General features: G+C 57.2%; 15 protein-coding genes. 9 read left to right on the forward strand and 6 right to left on the reverse strand.

From position 1 onward, the window contains the following. Positions 1-10: 10 nt before the first annotated feature. Together panS and rtcR are read right to left on the reverse strand one after the other, a co-directional pair. Positions 11-955, reverse strand: coding sequence for a ketopantoate/pantoate/pantothenate transporter PanS (gene panS, locus FFB58_RS12190; protein ID WP_138370014.1), 945 nt, complete (start codon positions 953-955; stop codon positions 11-13). A 110-nt stretch (positions 956-1,065) separates the two neighbouring features. Beyond that, positions 1,066-2,640 carry an RNA repair transcriptional activator RtcR gene (gene rtcR / locus FFB58_RS12195; protein ID WP_138370015.1) on the reverse strand — a complete coding sequence of 525 codons (1,575 nt, stop codon included), beginning with the start codon at positions 2,638-2,640 and terminating at the stop codon, positions 1,066-1,068. A gap of 187 nt (positions 2,641-2,827) precedes the next feature. On the opposite strand from rtcR, the gene FFB58_RS12200 reads away from it, so the two are divergent. Together FFB58_RS12200 and FFB58_RS12205 are read left to right on the forward strand one after the other, a co-directional pair. Continuing rightward, complete coding sequence (locus tag FFB58_RS12200) at positions 2,828-4,054, forward strand: RtcB family protein (RefSeq protein WP_138370016.1); 1,227 nt, start codon at positions 2,828-2,830, stop codon at positions 4,052-4,054. A 4-nt stretch (positions 4,055-4,058) separates the two neighbouring features. After that, entirely contained in the window at positions 4,059-4,847 is a 789-nt protein-coding gene (locus FFB58_RS12205; protein WP_138370017.1) for a nucleotidyltransferase domain-containing protein, read from the forward strand. Positions 4,848-4,880: 33 nt separating this feature from the next. Here the strand turns inward: FFB58_RS12205 and lysC are convergent, their stop codons facing one another. Next, complete coding sequence (lysC, locus tag FFB58_RS12210; protein WP_039031920.1) at positions 4,881-6,230, reverse strand: lysine-sensitive aspartokinase 3; 1,350 nt, start codon at positions 6,228-6,230, stop codon at positions 4,881-4,883. Between the two features lie 304 nt (positions 6,231-6,534). On the opposite strand from lysC, the gene pgi reads away from it, so the two are divergent. After that, entirely contained in the window at positions 6,535-8,184 is a 1,650-nt protein-coding gene (pgi, locus tag FFB58_RS12215; RefSeq protein ID WP_138370018.1) for a glucose-6-phosphate isomerase, read from the forward strand. Between the two features lie 175 nt (positions 8,185-8,359). After that, positions 8,360-8,770, forward strand: coding sequence for a phosphate-starvation-inducible protein PsiE (gene psiE / locus FFB58_RS12220; protein ID WP_039031922.1), 411 nt, complete (start codon positions 8,360-8,362; stop codon positions 8,768-8,770). 94 nt (positions 8,771-8,864) lie between these two features. On the opposite strand, the gene malG is transcribed toward psiE, so the two are convergent. From malG to malE, 3 genes are all read right to left on the reverse strand, one after another. Then, positions 8,865-9,755 (reverse strand): maltose ABC transporter permease MalG, encoded by an 891-nt coding sequence (gene malG / locus FFB58_RS12225; protein ID WP_039031923.1) that lies wholly within the window; start codon positions 9,753-9,755, stop codon positions 8,865-8,867. A gap of 14 nt (positions 9,756-9,769) precedes the next feature. Next, on the reverse strand, positions 9,770-11,314 hold the full coding sequence (gene malF, locus FFB58_RS12230) for a maltose ABC transporter permease MalF (RefSeq protein ID WP_138370019.1): 1,545 nt from the start codon (positions 11,312-11,314) through the stop codon (positions 9,770-9,772). A 122-nt stretch (positions 11,315-11,436) separates the two neighbouring features. After that, positions 11,437-12,627 (reverse strand): maltose/maltodextrin ABC transporter substrate-binding protein MalE, encoded by a 1,191-nt coding sequence (gene malE / locus FFB58_RS12235; RefSeq protein WP_039031925.1) that lies wholly within the window; start codon positions 12,625-12,627, stop codon positions 11,437-11,439. A 369-nt stretch (positions 12,628-12,996) separates the two neighbouring features. Here malE and malK point away from each other — a divergent pair, with 369 nt between their 5' ends. From malK to ubiA, 5 genes are all read left to right on the forward strand, one after another. Further along, the gene (gene malK / locus FFB58_RS12240; RefSeq protein ID WP_039031926.1) at positions 12,997-14,106 is read left to right on the forward strand and encodes a maltose/maltodextrin ABC transporter ATP-binding protein MalK; all 1,110 of its coding nucleotides are present in this window, start codon (positions 12,997-12,999) and stop codon (positions 14,104-14,106) included. A gap of 71 nt (positions 14,107-14,177) precedes the next feature. Beyond that, the gene (locus tag FFB58_RS12245) at positions 14,178-15,485 is read left to right on the forward strand and encodes a maltoporin (RefSeq protein ID WP_138370158.1); all 1,308 of its coding nucleotides are present in this window, start codon (positions 14,178-14,180) and stop codon (positions 15,483-15,485) included. Between the two features lie 102 nt (positions 15,486-15,587). Then, positions 15,588-16,562 carry a maltose operon protein MalM gene (gene malM, locus FFB58_RS12250; RefSeq protein WP_138370020.1) on the forward strand — a complete coding sequence of 325 codons (975 nt, stop codon included), beginning with the start codon at positions 15,588-15,590 and terminating at the stop codon, positions 16,560-16,562. Between the two features lie 181 nt (positions 16,563-16,743). After that, entirely contained in the window at positions 16,744-17,241 is a 498-nt protein-coding gene (gene ubiC / locus FFB58_RS12255) for a chorismate lyase (RefSeq protein ID WP_039031929.1), read from the forward strand. Positions 17,242-17,253: 12 nt separating this feature from the next. Beyond that, the gene (gene ubiA, locus FFB58_RS12260) at positions 17,254-18,123 is read left to right on the forward strand and encodes a 4-hydroxybenzoate octaprenyltransferase (RefSeq protein ID WP_138370021.1); all 870 of its coding nucleotides are present in this window, start codon (positions 17,254-17,256) and stop codon (positions 18,121-18,123) included. Positions 18,124-18,177 lie beyond the last annotated feature (54 nt).

Genomic DNA, 18,177 nt, shown 5'->3' on the forward strand with positions numbered 1-18,177 from the left:
CGAAGCTGAATTAACCTTCCTTCACCACATCGCTTTTCTTTTGTTCATCGAGGGATTTACCCGACCAGTAACCCGCCAGCAGGGAGCCGGAAAGGTTATGCCATACCGAGAACAGCGCGCCAGGCAGAGCTGCCAGTGGTGAGAAGTAAATTTTGCCGAGCGCAGCGGCCAGACCCGAGTTCTGCATCCCGACCTCAATCGCCAGCGTGCGGCAGGTGGATTCGTCAAAGCCGAACAGCTTCCCGCCCCAGTAACCGCCCAGCAGACCGATTGTGTTATGCAGCACCACGGCGATAATCACCACGAAGCCCACAGAGGCGATATGCGCCGCAGAACCGGCCACCACCGCGCTGATGATTGCCAGAATACAGATCATGGAAAACGCTGGCAGGTACGGCTCAACGGCTTTCACTACCCGCGGGAACAGGTGATGGATAACCAGCCCCAGCGCAATCGGGATCACCACGATTTGCAGAATGCTCAGCAGCATCCCCATCACGTCCACCTGAATGTGGGCATCCACATACAGACGCGTCAGCAGCGGGGTGGCAACCACGCCCACCAGGGTGGAGACGGAGGAGATGGTCACCGACAGCGCCACATCCCCTTTTGCCAGATAGATCATCACGTTGGACGCCGTGCCGCTGGCCACGCTGCCCACCAGCACCATGCCTGCGGAAAGGTCCGGCGGCATCTTAAAGGCGATAGCCAGCGCCCATGCCGCCAGCGGCATCACCAGATAGTGCAGGAAAATACCTGCCGCCACCGGGGCCGGACGCGACAGCACGCGTTTGAAGTCGTCGATCTTGAGGTGCACGCCCATGCCGAACATGATCAGCATCAGCAGCGTGGTGACCCACGGACCGATAGCGGTAAAGGTGGTTGGGGTGTAATAGGCTAAAACAGAGAGCAGCAGCGCCCATAACGGGAACAGCCGGGTGATGGCGGATAACATACGGATTCCTTGCGATTTGTTGTGTCATGTAGTTATAAAAAAGCCGGGATCGAGCCCGGCTTAGAGATAGTGTTTATCCTGCTAATGAATTTTGTTCAACCAAATTTTCTTCATGATCCCGGATGGAGGCCTTCCCAGCTCAGGCCAAAACGGGTGAGATATTTGCGCAGCCTGTCGGCGTCGTTAGGCACGGCCTTTTTCATTCGGGAGACGGCGAAGAGTTCGCGTCCGGCCTCGGATAATGAGGCGCTACGGCGACACACCTCCAGCACGGTTTCCAGCTGTCGCTGGTCAAAGAGATCCAGCGCCATCGCCGCTAACGGTCTGGCGGTTTGCCAGCTCTCCTGCAGCCTGAGGATCTCTTCCTCAACAAGCGCTAAGGTGATGCGCCCCTGTTCGGCAAGCGTGGCCATTCGCGCCACGGAGGAACCCAGTTCACGAAAGTTACCGCGCCATAACGCCTGAGGCGAGTCAGCAAAACGCAGATAGCGCTCTCGTGCCTCTTTATCGAAGCGAACCTGAGATTGCGCTTCGGCCGCAAAGCGCTGCAGTTCGTACTCCACGTTCGGGGCGATATCTTCCCGGCGCTGCGCCAGGCCGGGCAGGGCAAAACTCCACATATTGATCCGGGCGTAGAGATCTTCGCGGAAGCGACCTTCCGCCACCCACTGGCGCATATCCCGGTGCGTGCCGGCAATTAGCTGAAAATCGCTCCTGACCTCTTTATCGGAGCCAAACGGAAAGAAGGTTTTTTCTTCGATAGCTTTCAACAGCATGGCTTGTTCGTCGAGGCCAAGCTCGGCTATTTCATCTAAAAATAGCACGCCGCCGTCCGCCTCGCGCAGCAGCCCGGCGCGGGCCGTGGCTGCCCCGGTAAATGCCCCTTTGACATGGCCGAAAAGTGTCGACATGGCGTTATCACCCCGCAGCGTGGCGCAGTTTACCGCGACCAGCCTGCCAGCCAGCTGATGGCGAGACTGCTTCAGCTGATAGATGCGGTTTGCGAGAAAGGATTTTCCGGCCCCCGTTGGGCCAGTCAGCAGAACCGGGGCGGTCGAGCGCAGCGCCACACGCTCAATCTGATCGATCAGGGCGTTGAAGGTGGCATTGCGGGTATCAATTCCGGCTTTCAGGAACGAAACGGATTCCTGCTGTTCGCGCTGAAAGCGGCTGGTCAATGTGGCGTAGCGGCTTAAATCCAGGTCGATGATTGAGTAACGTCCGACGGGGACGGCCTCTTCGGGCGCATCCCTGCTGGCGGGACCGGTCTGGATCAGGCTGGCGGGGAGATACCGCGCTTCGGTTAACAAAAACCAGCAGATCTGCGCCACGTGGGTGCCGGTGGTGATATGCACCAGGTACTCTTCATGTTCGGTGTCAAACTTGTAGTGTGTGGCGAAGTCGAGAAACGCGGCGTAGACCTCTTCAAAATCCCAGGGATCGGCAATAGTAACGGGATACGGGCGCACAGTGGTGTGGGGTGAAAGCAGCCTGATATCTTCCGTTATCTGTTCCGCCATTCCCCGATCCTGGGGCTGGTGGAGCAGCTCAAGCCGGTCGACAGGGAGATCGGGCTGCTGGCAAAGCCCGACTGTCGGGCGCCATTTGCGCAGGCGGTTGGCCCGCTTCCCGCGTTTGTCCATTACCGTGCCCAGTACCCCAATCACTACCCGCCGCTTTTTCATGTTTATCCTGCAAGATAAAGTTCGATACTAAAAGATAAAAATAATCTGTGGGTTAAGCAATCTCCGGCGAAAGAGATAAAATAAAGAGCAATATAATCATACGGATAGATTTTTTTTATGCAGTATGAAGATTCTGGCACGCTTCTGGCAATACTTACCGGTAACAGACTGCCCTGAGGATGAGCAAATGAAACCGAACGATTTTGACGTTTTAACGGCGCAGCACAGCGCACCGGTAAAAATGTGGACGCACGGGGTGCCCGTTGAGCCAGAGGCGCGTGAGCAACTGCTGAATACCGCAAAGATGCCCTTTATTTTTAAACATCTGGCGGTGATGCCGGATGTGCATCTCGGCAAAGGCTCCACCATTGGCAGCGTGATCCCCACCAAAGGGGCCATCATTCCCGCGGCGGTGGGTGTAGATATCGGTTGCGGGATGATCGCCGTGCGGACATCGCTAATGGCAGGCGATCTGCCGGACAACCTCCACGGATTGCGCAGCGCCATTGAACAGGCGGTGCCGCATGGGCGTACCAGTACCCGCTCCCGTCGCGATAAAGGGGCGTGGGAAAAGACGCCGGATGTTGTGGATAGCCACTGGGCGCAGCTGGCCCCGCGCTTTAAACGGCTGACGGATAAATATCCGCAGCTGCTGAAAACCAATAACCATCAGCATCTGGGAACGCTGGGGACCGGTAACCACTTTATTGAAATCTGTCTGGACGAAGCGGATCGCGTCTGGGTCATGTTGCACAGCGGCTCGCGTGGTGTGGGCAATGCGATCGGCAATGTATTTATTACCCTGGCGCAGCAGGATATGCAGCAGCACATCGCCAACCTGCCTGACAGAAATCTGGCCTATTTCCAGGAGGGAAGCCGGCACTACAACGACTACATCGAAGCCGTGGAGTGGGCGCAGGATTTTGCCCGCCATAACCGCGAGGTGATGATGTCCCGCGTGCTGGCCGCGCTTTCGCGCAGTGTGCCAAAGCCTTTCCTGACCCAGCAGGAGGCGGTGAATTGCCATCACAACTATGTGCAGAAAGAGCGTCATTTTGGTGAGGACGTGCTCGTCACGCGCAAAGGGGCGGTGTCGGCGCAGAAGGGCGAGATGGGGATCATCCCCGGCTCGATGGGGGCTAAGAGCTTTATCGTTCGCGGCCTGGGCAATGAAGAGAGCTTCTGCTCCTGCAGCCACGGCGCAGGGCGGGTGATGAGCCGCACGGCGGCCAAAAAACGCTTCACCGTTGCGGATCAGATCCGCGCCACGGCGCACGTCGAGTGCAGAAAAGACAGCGAGGTCATCGATGAGATCCCGATGGCCTATAAAGACATCGATGCCGTCATGGCGGCGCAAGCCTCACTGGTCGAAATCGTCCATACCTTGCGCCAGGTGGTCTGTGTAAAAGGATAAAAAGATGGCTAACAACGGTGTAGATGCCGCCATGCGCGAGCGCGTGCGGCAGCAGCTCAATGAAATAGAGCAACGATTCAATGTGACCGTGCTGTATGCCTGTGAATCGGGCAGCCGGGGCTGGGGCTTTGCGTCGCCGGACAGCGATTATGACGTGCGATTCCTGTATGTGCATAAACCGGACTGGTACTTGCGCGTGGAGCCGCAGCGGGACGTCATCGAACTGCCCATCGATGACGAACTGGACGTGAGCGGCTGGGAGTGGCGTAAGGCGCTTGGCTTGCTGAAAGCGGCCAACCCCACGCTTATCGAGTGGCTGGATTCGCCGGTTGTCTATCAGCAGAACGAAACGGTGGTAACGCAGTTACGCGCGCAGGTGCCCGCCTGGTTTTCCCCGGTGCGCGCGCGCTGGCACTACTACTCTATGGCGCGCAAAAACTTCCGTGGATACTTACAGGGGGAAGAGGTGAGGCTGAAGAAGTACTTTTACGTCTTACGTCCACTGTTAGCGGTGCGATGGGTCGAAGCCGGGAAAGGTGTGCCGCCGATGCGCTTTGCCGAACTGCTGGCGGGAAGTGGGCTTGATGCGCCGTTACGTCAGGAAATCGATGACTTAGTGGCGATAAAGCAGCGTGCCGGAGAAGCGCAATACGGCTCCAGACGCCCTTTGTTGCATGCTTTCATCACCCGGGAGCTGGCGCGAGGCGAAAACCCGCCGACGCTGCCTGACAGCCGCGACGGTGATATCAAATCGCTGGATTCGCTCCTGATGAGAACGGTTCTGGCAGAATAAAAAAATGGCCCGGATATCCGGGCCATTTTTCTGTTATTCAAACAGATTATGATGCAGTTTTTGCACAACCTGCTCCGCTTCGGCGCCCGGCACCAGGAAGCACAGGTTGTAGCTGGATGCGCCGTAGCAAATCATGCGGATGTTGAACGGCTCCAGCACGCCAAACACCTCTTTGCCCACGCCGCTGGCGCGGGACAGTTCGTTACCGATGATTGCCACCAGGGCGAGATCTTCTTCCACCTCAACGCGGCACAGCTCAGAGAGCTCCATCAGCAAGGACTGCGTAAGTAGGGTGTCGCCGGTGGAGGTTGAGCCGGTGGTATCCAGCGTCAGGGCGATATTCACCTCTGAGGTGGTCACCAGGTCCACGGAGATGCTGTGGCGCGCCAGAATGCTGAACACTTCGGCCAGGAAGCCGCGGGAGTGGAGCATGCTCAGGCTATGCAGGGTGAGCAGGGTCTGCTTGCGGCGCAGCGCCAGGGCGCGGAACAGCGGTGGGTTTTCGGTGGTATTGCACACCATGGTGCCGCCCGCTTTTGGATCTTTACTGGAGCCGACGAACACCGGAATGTCGCTGCGCACTGCCGGCAGCAACGTCGCCGGGTGGAGCACTTTCGCGCCAAAGGTCGCCATCTCGGCGGCTTCTTCAAAGGCGATCACGTCAATACGTTTTGCGGTAGGCACCACGCGCGGATCGGTGGTGTAGATGCCCGGCACGTCCGTCCAGATATCAACCCGGGAAGCCTGCAGCGCTTCGCCCAGCAGGGCGGCGGTGTAGTCGCTGCCGCCACGGCCCAGGGTGGTGGTACGGCCTTTCGCTTCGCTACCGATAAAGCCCTGGGTGATGACAATCCCTTCCGCCAGACGCGGTGCCAGCTGTTGGGTGGTCAGTTCGGCGATGGCGGCAACGTCCGGCTCGGCGCGACCAAAACGGTCGCTGGTGCGCAGCACTTTACGCGCGTCGAACCACAGCGACTGCACGTTACGCTCGCGCAGCACTTCAACAAACAGCAGGGTGGACATCAGCTCACCGTGGCTGACCAGCTCGTCGGTCAGGGCGGTGGAGGTGGCCAGAGAGGCGGCTTCGGCCAGGGTGATGATATTTTCCAGCAGGCGCTCAATCTCTTCGCTGATCACGCTCGGATCGCGCAGACGGCCAAGGATGTCGAACTGAATTTTGTGCAGGGCAGCCAGCTTCTCCTGGCGCTCGCTCGCTTCCAGCCCTTCTGCCAGGGCAACCAGCAGATTAGTGACGCCAGCCGAAGCGGACAACACCACCAGCCGGGTATCAGGATCGGCCAGCACCACATCGGCGCTGCGGTTCATGGCATCAAAATCGGCCACGCTGGTACCGCCAAATTTGGCGACAACAAAACTCGTCATAACAACCTCGTGTCAGGGAAGGAAAAGAGCGACCATGGCACAAGGACAAAATAGTTTTATCGGTGCAGGCGCAAATACCGTGTGTATAAATAAAATGTGTGAAGGATCCTGTCAACGCCGGGATTATGCGGATTTTTCATGCTGCATTCCATATGAGAAACAGGACTTATAACAGCTATACTTTTGGAGCTTTTGCGCTGCACTTGATGCAGGCCAGGCCAATGGCATAAAAACCATCACAATTTTTAGCGACAGAGGCTACAATCGACCGAGGTCACAATTCTCAATTCAGAAGAGTATTGCTATGAAAAATATCAATCCAACGCAGACTGCAGCCTGGCAGGCATTACAGAAACACTTTGATGAGATGAAAGACGTCACCATCGCGGAGCTGTTCGCGAAAGACGGCGATCGTTTCAATAAGTTCTCCGCGACCTTCGACGATCGGATGCTGGTGGATTTTTCCAAAAACCGCATCACCGAAGAGACGCTGGCAAAACTGCAGGATCTGGCGAAAGAGACCGATCTGAGCGGTGCCATCAAGTCCATGTTCTCCGGCGAGAAGATCAACCGCACCGAAGATCGTGCCGTGCTGCATGTGGCACTGCGTAACCGTAGCAATACTCCGATTATCGTTGACGGCAAAGACGTGATGCCGGAAGTCAACGCCGTGCTGGAAAAGATGAAAACCTTCTCTGAAGCAATCATCTCAGGCCAGTGGAAAGGCTACACCGGCAAACCGATCACCGACGTGGTGAATATCGGTATCGGCGGCTCCGACCTCGGCCCGTTCATGGTGACCGAAGCGCTGCGTCCTTACAAAAACCACCTCAACATGCACTTTGTCTCTAACGTCGATGGTACCCACATCGCCGAAGTGCTGAAAAAAGTGAACCCGGAAAGCACCCTGTTCCTGGTGGCGTCCAAAACCTTCACCACCCAGGAAACCATGACTAACGCCCACAGCGCGCGCGACTGGTTCCTGAAAACGGCCGGTGACGAGCAGCACGTGGCGAAACACTTCGCGGCGCTCTCCACCAACGCTAAAGCCGTAGGCGAGTTCGGGATCGACACCGCCAACATGTTTGAATTCTGGGACTGGGTTGGCGGTCGCTACTCCCTGTGGTCCGCAATCGGCCTGTCCATCATCCTCTCCGTGGGCTACGACAACTTTGTTGAGCTGCTCTCCGGCGCGCATGCGATGGATAAGCACTTCTCCACCACTGCCCCTGAGAAAAACCTGCCGGTGCTGCTGGCGCTGATCGGGATCTGGTACAACAACTTCTTTGGCGCGGAAACCGAAGCGATCCTGCCGTACGACCAGTACATGCACCGTTTCGCAGCCTACTTCCAGCAGGGCAACATGGAATCCAACGGCAAATACGTTGACCGTAACGGCAACGCCGTGGATTACCAGACTGGCCCAATCATCTGGGGTGAGCCGGGCACCAACGGCCAGCACGCGTTTTACCAGCTGATCCACCAGGGCACCAAAATGGTACCTTGCGATTTCATCGCGCCGGCCATCACCCATAACGCGCTGTCTGACCACCATCCGAAGCTGCTGTCGAACTTCTTCGCGCAAACTGAAGCGCTGGCGTTCGGGAAAGCGCGTGATGTGGTTGAGCAGGAGTATCGCGATCAGGGTAAAGATCCGGCAACCCTGGATCACGTGGTGCCGTTCAAAGTGTTCGAAGGCAACCGTCCGACCAACTCCATCCTGCTGCGTGAGATCACCCCGTTCAGCCTGGGCGCGCTGATTGCCCTGTATGAGCACAAAATCTTCACTCAGGGCGCAATCCTGAATATCTTCACCTTTGACCAGTGGGGCGTAGAGCTCGGCAAACAGCTGGCGAACCGCATTCTGCCGGAGCTGGGTGACGATAAGGACATCAATAGCCATGACAGCTCTACTAACGGCCTGATTAACCGTTATAAAGCCTGGCGCGCATAATTTTGCGGTTGTGAACAACGCCGGGCGGCACTCCGTTTGCCCGGCCTACAGGTCTTGTAGGCCCGGTAAGCGCAGCGCCACCGGGCTTTTTTGCACAAAATATAAACAAAAAATATAGATCCCCGTCACATTTTTGCGTTATACAGGAACCTCGCCCCGGAGAATGAGGTGCTGTATGACATCCCTGACTCGCCCGCGTGTTGAGTTCATCTCAACCATTCTGCAGACCGTGCTGAACCTGGGTCTGCTGAGCCTTGGCCTGATCCTGGTCGTCTTCCTCGGTAAAGAGACGGTGCATCTGGCTGATGTGCTTTTTGCCCCTGAGCAAACCAGCAAATACGAGCTGGTTGAAGGGCTGGTGGTCTACTTCCTCTACTTTGAATTTATCGCCTTGATCGTGAAGTACTTTCAGTCTGGCTTTCACTTCCCGCTGCGTTACTTTGTCTACATTGGCATTACCGCGATTGTGCGACTGATTATCGTCGATCATAAATCGCCCCTCGACGTGTTGCTCTATTCGGCGGCGATCCTGCTGCTGGTGATGACACTCTGGCTGTGCAACTCGAAGCGACTGAAACGGGAATAAAAAAGGGCGGCCCGAGGGCCGCCGAAAACAGTCACAAGTTTTGGATTAATACATCAAGGCAAAGTTGAGGGTTGCAGTGGAATAACAATGAAGCTTAACCTTTCACGCCCCCCGCGGTCAGGCCGTTCACCAGCCAGCGCTGGGCCAGCAGGAACACGACGGTGATCGGGATGGCAGAGAGCACGGCGGCTGCGGCAAAGTCGCCCCACAGGTAGTTTTGCGGGTTGAGGTATTGCTGCATCCCTACCGCCAGCGTGTAGCTGTTCACATCACGCAGCAGCAGCGAGGCCACCGGCACTTCGGTGATGGCGGCGATAAACGACAGAATAAACACCACCGCCAGAATCGGGACCGACAGCGGCAGCAGCACCAGGCGGAACGCCTGCCACGGCGTCGCGCCATCCAGCGAGGCCGCTTCTTCCAGCGAGTTGTCGATGGTTTCGAAATAGCCTTTGATGGTCCAGACGTGCAGTGCAATCCCGCCGAGATAGGCGAAGATCACCCCGCCGTGGGTGTTCAGACCGATAAACGGCACGTACTGGCCGAGGCGGTCAAACAACGCGTACAGGGCCACCAGCGACAGCACCGCAGGGAACATCTGGAAAATCAGCATCCCTTTCAGCAGCGTCGCTTTACCCGGGAAGCGCATACGGGCAAAGGCGTAGGCGCAGGTGGTGGAGAGCGTCACAATACCGATCGCGGTGATAGTGGCGACTTTCACCGAGTTCCACAGCCACAGCAGCACCGGGAACGGCGGCGGCGTGACGCGGCCGTCGGCGTGCTCAACGCTGAAGCCCAGCGCCAGCTTCCAGTGCTCCCAGGAGATTTCGTCCGGGATCAGGCTGCCGGTGGCGAAGTTCCCCGAACGCAGGGAGATGGCGATAACCATCAGCAGCGGGAACATGATCGCCGCGATAAAAATCAGCAGCCCTAAGTGCGTCACGAGGAGGCGCAGTTTCTGAGATTTGGGTTGTACCATAGCCATAATATGTGCCCTCCTTAGTCGAATTTCATGCGGGTGGCTTTCAGGTTCACGATAGCCAGCGCGCCTACCAGCAGGAAGATCAGGGTGGCGATGGCCGCCGCCAGACCGAAGTCCTGACCACCGCCGCCTTCGAAGGCGATACGGTAGGTGTAGCTGACGAGCAGGTCGGTGTAGCCTGCTGGCGTGGTGGTGCCGAGACGGTCCGGGCCACCGTTGGTCAACAGCTGAATCAGCACGAAGTTGTTAAAGTTAAAGGCGAAGCTGGCGATCATCAGCGGCGTCAGCGGCTTGATCAGCAGCGGAAGCGTAATCTTGAAGAAGTTCTGGAACGGGGTCGCACCGTCCATGGCCGAGGCCTCGTACAGGTCATCCGGGATCGCCTTCAGCAGCCCCATGCACAGGATCATCATGTACGGATAGCCGAGCCAGGTGTTAACGATGACGATCATGCTGCGGGCGGTGGTCGGGTCGCTGAACCACGCCGGTTTGATGCCAAACAGGCTGCTCAGCATCATGTTGATCTCACCAAAGCTCTGGTTGAACAGCCCTTTGAAAATCAGAATCGAGATGAACGACGGTACGGCGTACGGCAGAATCAGCAGGACGCGATAGATCGCTTTGCCTTTCAGGGATTCCCACTGCACCAGGCAGGCCAGCACCATGCCCACGGCCACGGTCAGGATCACGGTGAGCACCGAGAAGACCACGGTCCAGACAAAGATAGCGAAGAACGGTTTCTGGATGCCTTCGTCGGTAAAGACGCGGGTGAAGTTGTCCCAGCCGATGGTCACGGTGTAGCCCGGGCTGAGCTTATCGTCACCCCAGTTGCCGTCGGCATTCACGGACTGGTAGAAGCCGACGTCGTTATTCGGGCGGTACTTCACGCCGGTCTGGTTGTTGGTGAGCGTGCTGTCATCGCCCAGCGTATACAGCGGGCGGGTGCCGGAGAACTGGCGCAGCGAGCTCATAATGACTTTGCTTTCGTCCGGCAGCTCAGCGGTCAGCTGGGTCAGGGCCTGACGATTCTGGGTGATGATACGCAGGTTGGCGCGTTCGCCTTCCGGCAGCGCGTCGGCTTCTTTCAGCGCCAGTTTCTGCTCGCCGCCAAATTTAAAGGCGTCGGAGACGTAGTATTTGCCCGCGGCATCGTCGGTCAGCGCCAGCTTCCACTCGTCGCCAGCAGGGTAGAGACCAAAGTTAAAGGTCTTACCGGCCTGATAGGAGCGATCCATCAGCACCTGCTGGGCGCGCTCCTGAGCGAGCTGGTTGGTGCTGCTGTAGTTAGTGAAGGCGATGGCGATGGTGCAAATGAGGGGGAACAGGACAAACAGCCCCATCCCGGCCACACCCGGATAAACATAGCGCCAGGCATAGGCTTTGCGGTTAGCAAAAATATAGAGGCCGATTGAGCTTAAAATCAGCGTCATCGCGGCAAACAGGTACTCCCCCTGGGCGTACATCAAAACAACAAGGTAACCCACCAGCAAACCCAGCAGACCAATCACTGACCATTTCAGCGTGTCGCTTTGCCACCAGTGTTTCTTTTTAACGACATCCATGGGGTTCTTCCTCTACAACAAATTCTGTTCTCCCTCTCCCCTCAGGGGAGAGGGCCGGGGTGAGGGGGCTCATGCGACCCTCACCCTAACCCTCTCCCTAAAAGGGAGAGGGGATAACGGCATTACTTGGTAATACGGCCCTGTGCATCTTTCAGCGCGGCATCCACGGTCTGACGACCGCTTGCTGCGTTGATGACCGCAGTACGGGTGGCATACCAGAAGGCAGCCATCTGCGGGATGTTCGGCATGATTTCGCCTTTCTCGGCGTTGCTCATGGTTGCCGCGATACGTGGATCTTTCGCCAGGGTTTCCTGGAAGGATTTCAGCGCGACAGCGCCCAGCGGTTTGTCCTTGTTAACTTCTTCCAGACCCTGATCGGTCAGCAGGTAGTTTTCGAGGAACTCTTTCGCCAGCTCTTTGTTCGGGCTGGCGGCATTGATACCGGCACTCAGCACGCCAACGAACGGTTTAGACGGCTTGCCTTTGAAGGTTGGCAGCACCGCGACGCCGTAGTTGATTTTGCTCTTGTCGATGTTGGACCACGCCCACGGACCGTTGATGGTCATCGCGGTTTCGCCCTTGTTGAAGGCCGCTTCGGCGATGGAGTAGTCGGTATCCGCGTTCATCTGTTTGTTCTTGATCAGGTCAACCAGGAAGGTCAGACCCGCTTTCGCGCCTGCGCTGTCCACGCCGACGTCTTTCACGTCGTATTTGCCGTTTTCAAACTTGAACGCATAACCGCCGTCGGCAGCAATCAGCGGCCAGGTGAAGTACGGCTCTTGCAGGTTGAACATCAGCGCGCTCTTACCTTTCGCCTTCAGCTCTTTATCCAGCGCCGGGATCTCTTCCCAGGTTTTTGGCGGGTTCGGTACCAGGTCTTTGTTGTAGATCAGGGAGAGCGATTCAACCGCAACCGGGTAAGCAATCAGCTTGCCGTTGTAACGCACGGCGTCCCAGGTGAACGGGAACAGCTTGTCCTGGAAGGCTTTATCCGGAGACACTTCCGCCAGCAGGCCAGACTGTGCGTAGCCGCCGAAACGGTCATGCGCCCAGAAGATAATGTCCGGGCCGTCGCCGGTGGCCGCAACCTGCGGGAATTTCTCTTCCAGCTTGTCCGGGTGCTCAACGGTGACTTTGATGCCGGTATCTTTCTCGAATTTTTTACCCACTTCGGCCAGGCCGTTGTAGCCTTTGTCGCCGTTAATCCAGATTACCAGCTTACCTTCTTCAATTTTGGCGAGCGCCGGAGCGGAAATCATCATTGCTGCCAGGGCGGACAATGCGAAAACGCGTGCGCCAGTCTTGATATTCATATCTGCCATCCTTTTTGGTGATGTGCTGTGGATACATTAAGGTGGTTCAACGTCGCTCAGTCTCCTTATTTGACATCCTCTTTCCATCCTCCTGTCCCCTACGCCCCACCCCCTCTTTATGTGATCTGCGTTGCATAACTTTCAGTTATGTGTCCCAGCGCACATAAAACCGCGGTCAATTTTGCCAGTGACATCACGAATTTAGCCTCAGCCCCCTGGGCGCGCTGTCTGAGTCCACTCTCTCATCCTCCCGCCTCCTCCCCCATAAAAAAGGCTGGGGGTGGAGGATTCGCGAGGCGGCCCGATACCGCATAGTCAGCCCATATTGAATGTTTCTGTTGATGACAGGCTGTAACAAGGGAGTAGGGCATGGCGAGCGTAGAACTGCGTAACGTAACGAAAGCCTGGGGCGATGTGGTGGTATCGAAAGATATCAATCTCGATATCCAGGAAGGTGAATTCGTGGTTTTTGTTGGCCCGTCAGGCTGTGGTAAATCCACGCTGCTGCGCATGATTGCCGGTCTGGAGACCATCACCAGCGGCGATCTGATGATTGGCGATACCCGGATGAACGATATCCCGCCTGCGGAACGCGGCGTCGGGATGGTATTCCAGTCTTACGCACTTTATCCCCATCTCTCCGTTGCCGAGAACATGTCGTTCGGCCTCAAGCTGGCTGGCGCAAAAAAAGAGACCATTAACCAGCGCGTGACCCAGGTTGCCGAAGTGCTGCAGCTGGCGCACCTGCTGGAGCGTAAGCCGAAGGCGCTCTCCGGTGGTCAGCGTCAGCGTGTGGCGATTGGCCGTACGCTGGTGGCAGAGCCGCGCGTGTTCCTGCTCGATGAGCCGCTGTCGAACCTCGACGCCGCGCTGCGCGTGCAGATGCGTATTGAGATCTCCCGTCTGCACAAACGCCTTGGCCGCACCATGATTTACGTCACCCACGATCAGGTCGAAGCGATGACCCTGGCCGACAAGATTGTGGTGCTGGATGCCGGTCGCGTGGCGCAGGTCGGTAAACCGCTGGAGCTCTATCACTACCCGGCAGACCGCTTTGTTGCGGGCTTTATTGGCTCGCCAAAGATGAACTTCCTGCCGGTGAAAGTCACCGCGACCGCCATTGATCAGGTTCAGGTCGAGCTGCCTAACCGCCAGCAGGTGTGGTTACCGGTAGACAGCGCGAACGTCAACGTAGGGGCCAACATGTCCCTTGGTATCCGCCCTGAGCATCTGCTGCCAAGCCACATCGCCGATGTGACTCTTGAAGGCGAGGTTCAGGTGGTTGAGCAGTTAGGTCATGAAACACAGATTCATATCCAGATCCCCGCCATTCGTCAGAACCTGGTCTACCGCCAGAACGACGTGGTGTTGGTAAAAGAGGGTGCCACATTCGCTATCGGCTTGCCGCCAGAGCGCTGCCATCTGTTCCGTGAGGATGGCACCGCATGTCGTCGGCTGCATCAGGAGCCCGGCGTTTAAGCAATCCCAATAATAAGCACGAAACCATCAGGTGAAGTGTTCAAAGAAAAGCAATGATCTCAGGAGATAGAATAATGATTACTCTGCGCAAAGTCCCTCTGGCACTCGCCATTGCGGCAGGCATCATGTCTGCCCAGGCCGGCGCTGTAGACTTTAAAGGTTATGCTCGTTCCGGCATTGGCTGGACCGGGAGTGGTGGCGAACAGCAGTGTTTCCAGGCAACAGGTGCACAAAGTAAATACCGTCTCGGTAACGAATGTGAAACCTATGCTGAGATTAAACTGGGCCAGGAAGTGTGGAAAGAGGGCGACAAGAGCTTCTACTTCGACACCAACGTAGCCTACTCCGTTGCACAGCAGAATGACTGGGAAGCGACCAGCCCGGCATTCCGTGAAGCAAACGTGCAGGGTAAAAACCTGATCGAATGGCTGCCAGGCTCCACTATCTGGGCCGGTAAGCGCTTCTATCAGCGTCATGACGTTCACATGATCGACTTCTACTACTGGGATATCTCCGGTCCTGGTGCAGGTATCGAAAACATCGATCTGGGCTTCGGTAAACTGTCTCTGGCAGCGACCCGTTCTTCTGAGTCCGGCGGCTCTTCCGCGTTCTCAGACTTCGATACTGATGGCAACCGCGTTTACGACAATATCGTGCCAAACGACGTCTTTGACGTTCGTTTAGCGGGCATGGAAATCAACCCGGGCGGTACCCTGGAGCTGGGCGTTGACTACGGTCACACCAACATTCCTGACGACTACTACCTGCAGCCTGGCGCCTCTAAAGATGGCTGGATGTTCACCGCTGAACACACCCAGAGCATGCTGAAAGGCTTTAACAAGTTTGTGGTTCAGTACGCAACGGACTCTATGACCTCCAACGGTAAAGGTATCCCGCAGGGTGCGAGCCTGAACAACGACGGTTCTCTGATCCGCGTTCTCGACCACGGTGCGATCACCCTGGCTGACCAGTGGGATCTGATGTACGTCGGTATGTACCAGAACATCGACCGCGACAATAACAACGGTACCGAATGGTGGACCGTGGGTGTTCGTCCGATGTTCAAATGGACACCAATCATGTCCACCCTGCTGGAAGTTGGCTACGACAACGTCAAGTCTCAGAAAACTGACGACACCAACAGCCAGTACAAAATCACCCTGGCGCAACAGTGGCAGGCAGGCGACAGCATCTGGTCCCGTCCGGCTATCCGCGTCTTCGCAACCTACGCCAAGTGGGATGAGAAATGGGGTTACGCAGACAACGGTGACACTGGCTACACCTCTGGCGTAGCGTATAACGACACCTCTGCGAAAACCTTCAGCCGTGGCGACAACGATGAGTGGACCTTCGGTGCCCAGATGGAAATCTGGTGGTAATACGTAACTGACCTAAAAGAGGGGCGCAAGCCCCTCTCTTCTTAGGGTACTGCGCGCTATTGCCTGGCCAACGCAGTGCTAACGCAATCTGAGGTAATAACAATGAAAATGAAAAAAAGTCTCGTCGCGCTGTGCCTCTCTGCAGGGCTGCTGGCAAGCGTTCCAGCCGTTACCCTCGCCAGCGTCAATTTCGTACCGCAAAACACCAGCGCCGCGCCTGCTATTCCGGGAGCCGCGCTCCAGCAGCTGGTCTGGACGCCTGTTGATCAGTCCAAAGCCCAGACAACCCAACTTTCTACCGGTGGCCAGACCTTAAACGTGGCGGGGATCGCCGGTCCGGTGGCAGCCTACAGCGTGCCGGCTAACATCGGCGAAATCACCCTGACGCTGACAAGCGTTGTGGATAAACAGACCAGCGTATTTGCACCGAACGTGCTGATTCTGGACCAGAACCTGACGCCATCGGCCTACTTCCCGAGCGAATATTTCACCTATCAGGAGCCGGGCGTGATGAGCGCCGATCGCCTGGAAGGGGTGATGCGCCTGACGCCAGCGCTGGGCCAGCAGAAATTGTATGTGCTGGTGTTCACCACCGATAAAGATCTGCAGCAAACCACCAAACTTCTCGATCCGGCTAAAGCCTATGCCAAAGGCACCGGCAACGCCGTACCGGATATCCCGGACCCGATTGCCCGTCACGTGACGGATGGCCAGCTGAAGCTGAAAGTGTCTACCAATAACGCCTCCAGCGTGCTGGTTGGCCCACTGTTTGGCTCTTCCGGCCCGGGCCCGGTCACGGTAGGTAATACCGCCGCACCTGCACCTGTGTATGCCGCACCGGCCCCAGCGCAAGCCGCCGCCCCGGTTGCCGCGCCAGCCGTTGCCCCGACTCCGGCTCCGGCGAAGAAGAGCGAGCCGGTACTGAACGATACCGAAACCTACTTCAATCAGGCCATTAAACAGGCAGTCGCAAAAGGTGACGTCGATAAAGCGCTGAAACTGCTTGATGAAGCAGAGCGTTTAGGCTCAACCACTGCCCGTTCCACCTTTATCAGCAGTGTAAAAGGCAAGGGGTGACCGTCTCCCCACAGTGCTGATTTTGTCAGTAGTTTGGTGCGCCCTTCCGGGCGCACTTTTTTTGCGCGGGATGCTGCTGTTGCATCTCTGTTGCGATAATGATCGCTAACTTGCGTTTGCCCGCCCTCATTGCCCGTTTCTGCGATACAATAGCTTTACGTTATGTATCGGAGAGTCTGGCATGTCACACCCCGCGCTTTTGCTCCTGCGTGCGCTGCGCTATTTCGACGAAATCCCCGCGCTGGAACCGGAGCAGCTCGACTGGCTGCTGCTGGAAGATTCCATGACCAAACGTTTTGAGCAGCAGGGCAAGAAAGTCACCGTCACCCTCATTCAGGAGGGGTTCGTCACGCCTGACGCGGTTGCGGATGAACTGCCGTTACTGCCGAAAGAGGCGCGCTACTGGCTGCGGGAGATCCTGCTCTGTGCCGACGGCGAGCCGTGGCTGGCCGGGCGCACCGTGGTGCCAGAGTCCACCCTCACCGGGCCGGAGATGGCGCTGCAGCAGATGGGCAAAACCCCGCTGGGGCGTTATCTGTTCACCTCCTCCGAGCTGACCCGTGATTTTATTGAAATTGGGCGCGATGCCGGGCTGTGGGGACGCCGTTCCCGCCTGCGCTTAAGTGGTAAACCCTTGATGCTGACCGAGCTGTTTTTACCGGCGTCACCGTTGTATTAAGAGGAAGAGAAAATGGAGTGGAGTCTGAAGCAGAACAAGCTGCTGGCGTACCACCGCCTGATGCGAACGGATAAGCCGATCGGTGCCTTATTGCTGCTGTGGCCGACCCTGTGGGCGCTGTGGGTGGCTACCCCCGGGCTGCCGCCGCTGTGGATCCTGGCGGTATTCGTGGCGGGCGTCTGGCTGATGCGTGCCGCAGGCTGTGTGGTTAACGACTATGCCGATCGCAAATTTGACGGCCACGTGAAACGCACGGCCAACCGCCCGCTACCGAGCGGCGATGTCACCGAGAAAGAGGCGCGCACGCTGTTTGTGGTGCTGGTCCTGCTCTCGTTCCTGCTGGTGTTAACCCTGAACACCATGACTATTCTGCTCTCCGTGGCAGCGCTGGCTCTGGCCTGGGTCTATCCGTTTATGAAGCGCTACACCCACCTGCCGCAGGTGGTGCTGGGTGCCGCCTTTGGCTGGTCGATTCCGATGGCGTTTGCCGCCGTCAGCGAAAGCGTGCCGCTGAGCTGCTGGCTGATGTTCCTGGCTAACATCCTCTGGGCGGTGGCTTACGACACCCAGTACGCGATGGTGGACCGCGACGACGACCTGAAGATTGGCATCAAATCGACCGCCATTCTGTTCGGTCGTCAGGACAAACTGATTATCGGGATTTTGCAGGTGGCGGTGCTGGCGCTGATGGTGGCGATTGGCTACCTGAACCAGCTTGGCGGAGCGTTCTACGCGGCGGTTGCGGCGGCGGGCGTGCTGTTTATCTACCAGCAAAAGCTGATTGCCAACCGCGAGCGCGAAGCCTGTTTTAAAGCGTTTTTGAATAACAACTATGTGGGGCTGGTGTTATTCCTGGGCCTGGCGGCGAGTTACCTCGCCTGAAAAAATGCCCGGTGGCGCTAGCGCTTACCGGGCCTACAGGTTCTGTATCGTAGG

This window comes from Enterobacter sp. MF024 (genome assembly GCF_005843915.1).
In the GTDB taxonomy this organism is placed as follows: domain Bacteria; phylum Pseudomonadota; class Gammaproteobacteria; order Enterobacterales; family Enterobacteriaceae; genus Enterobacter; species Enterobacter barmai.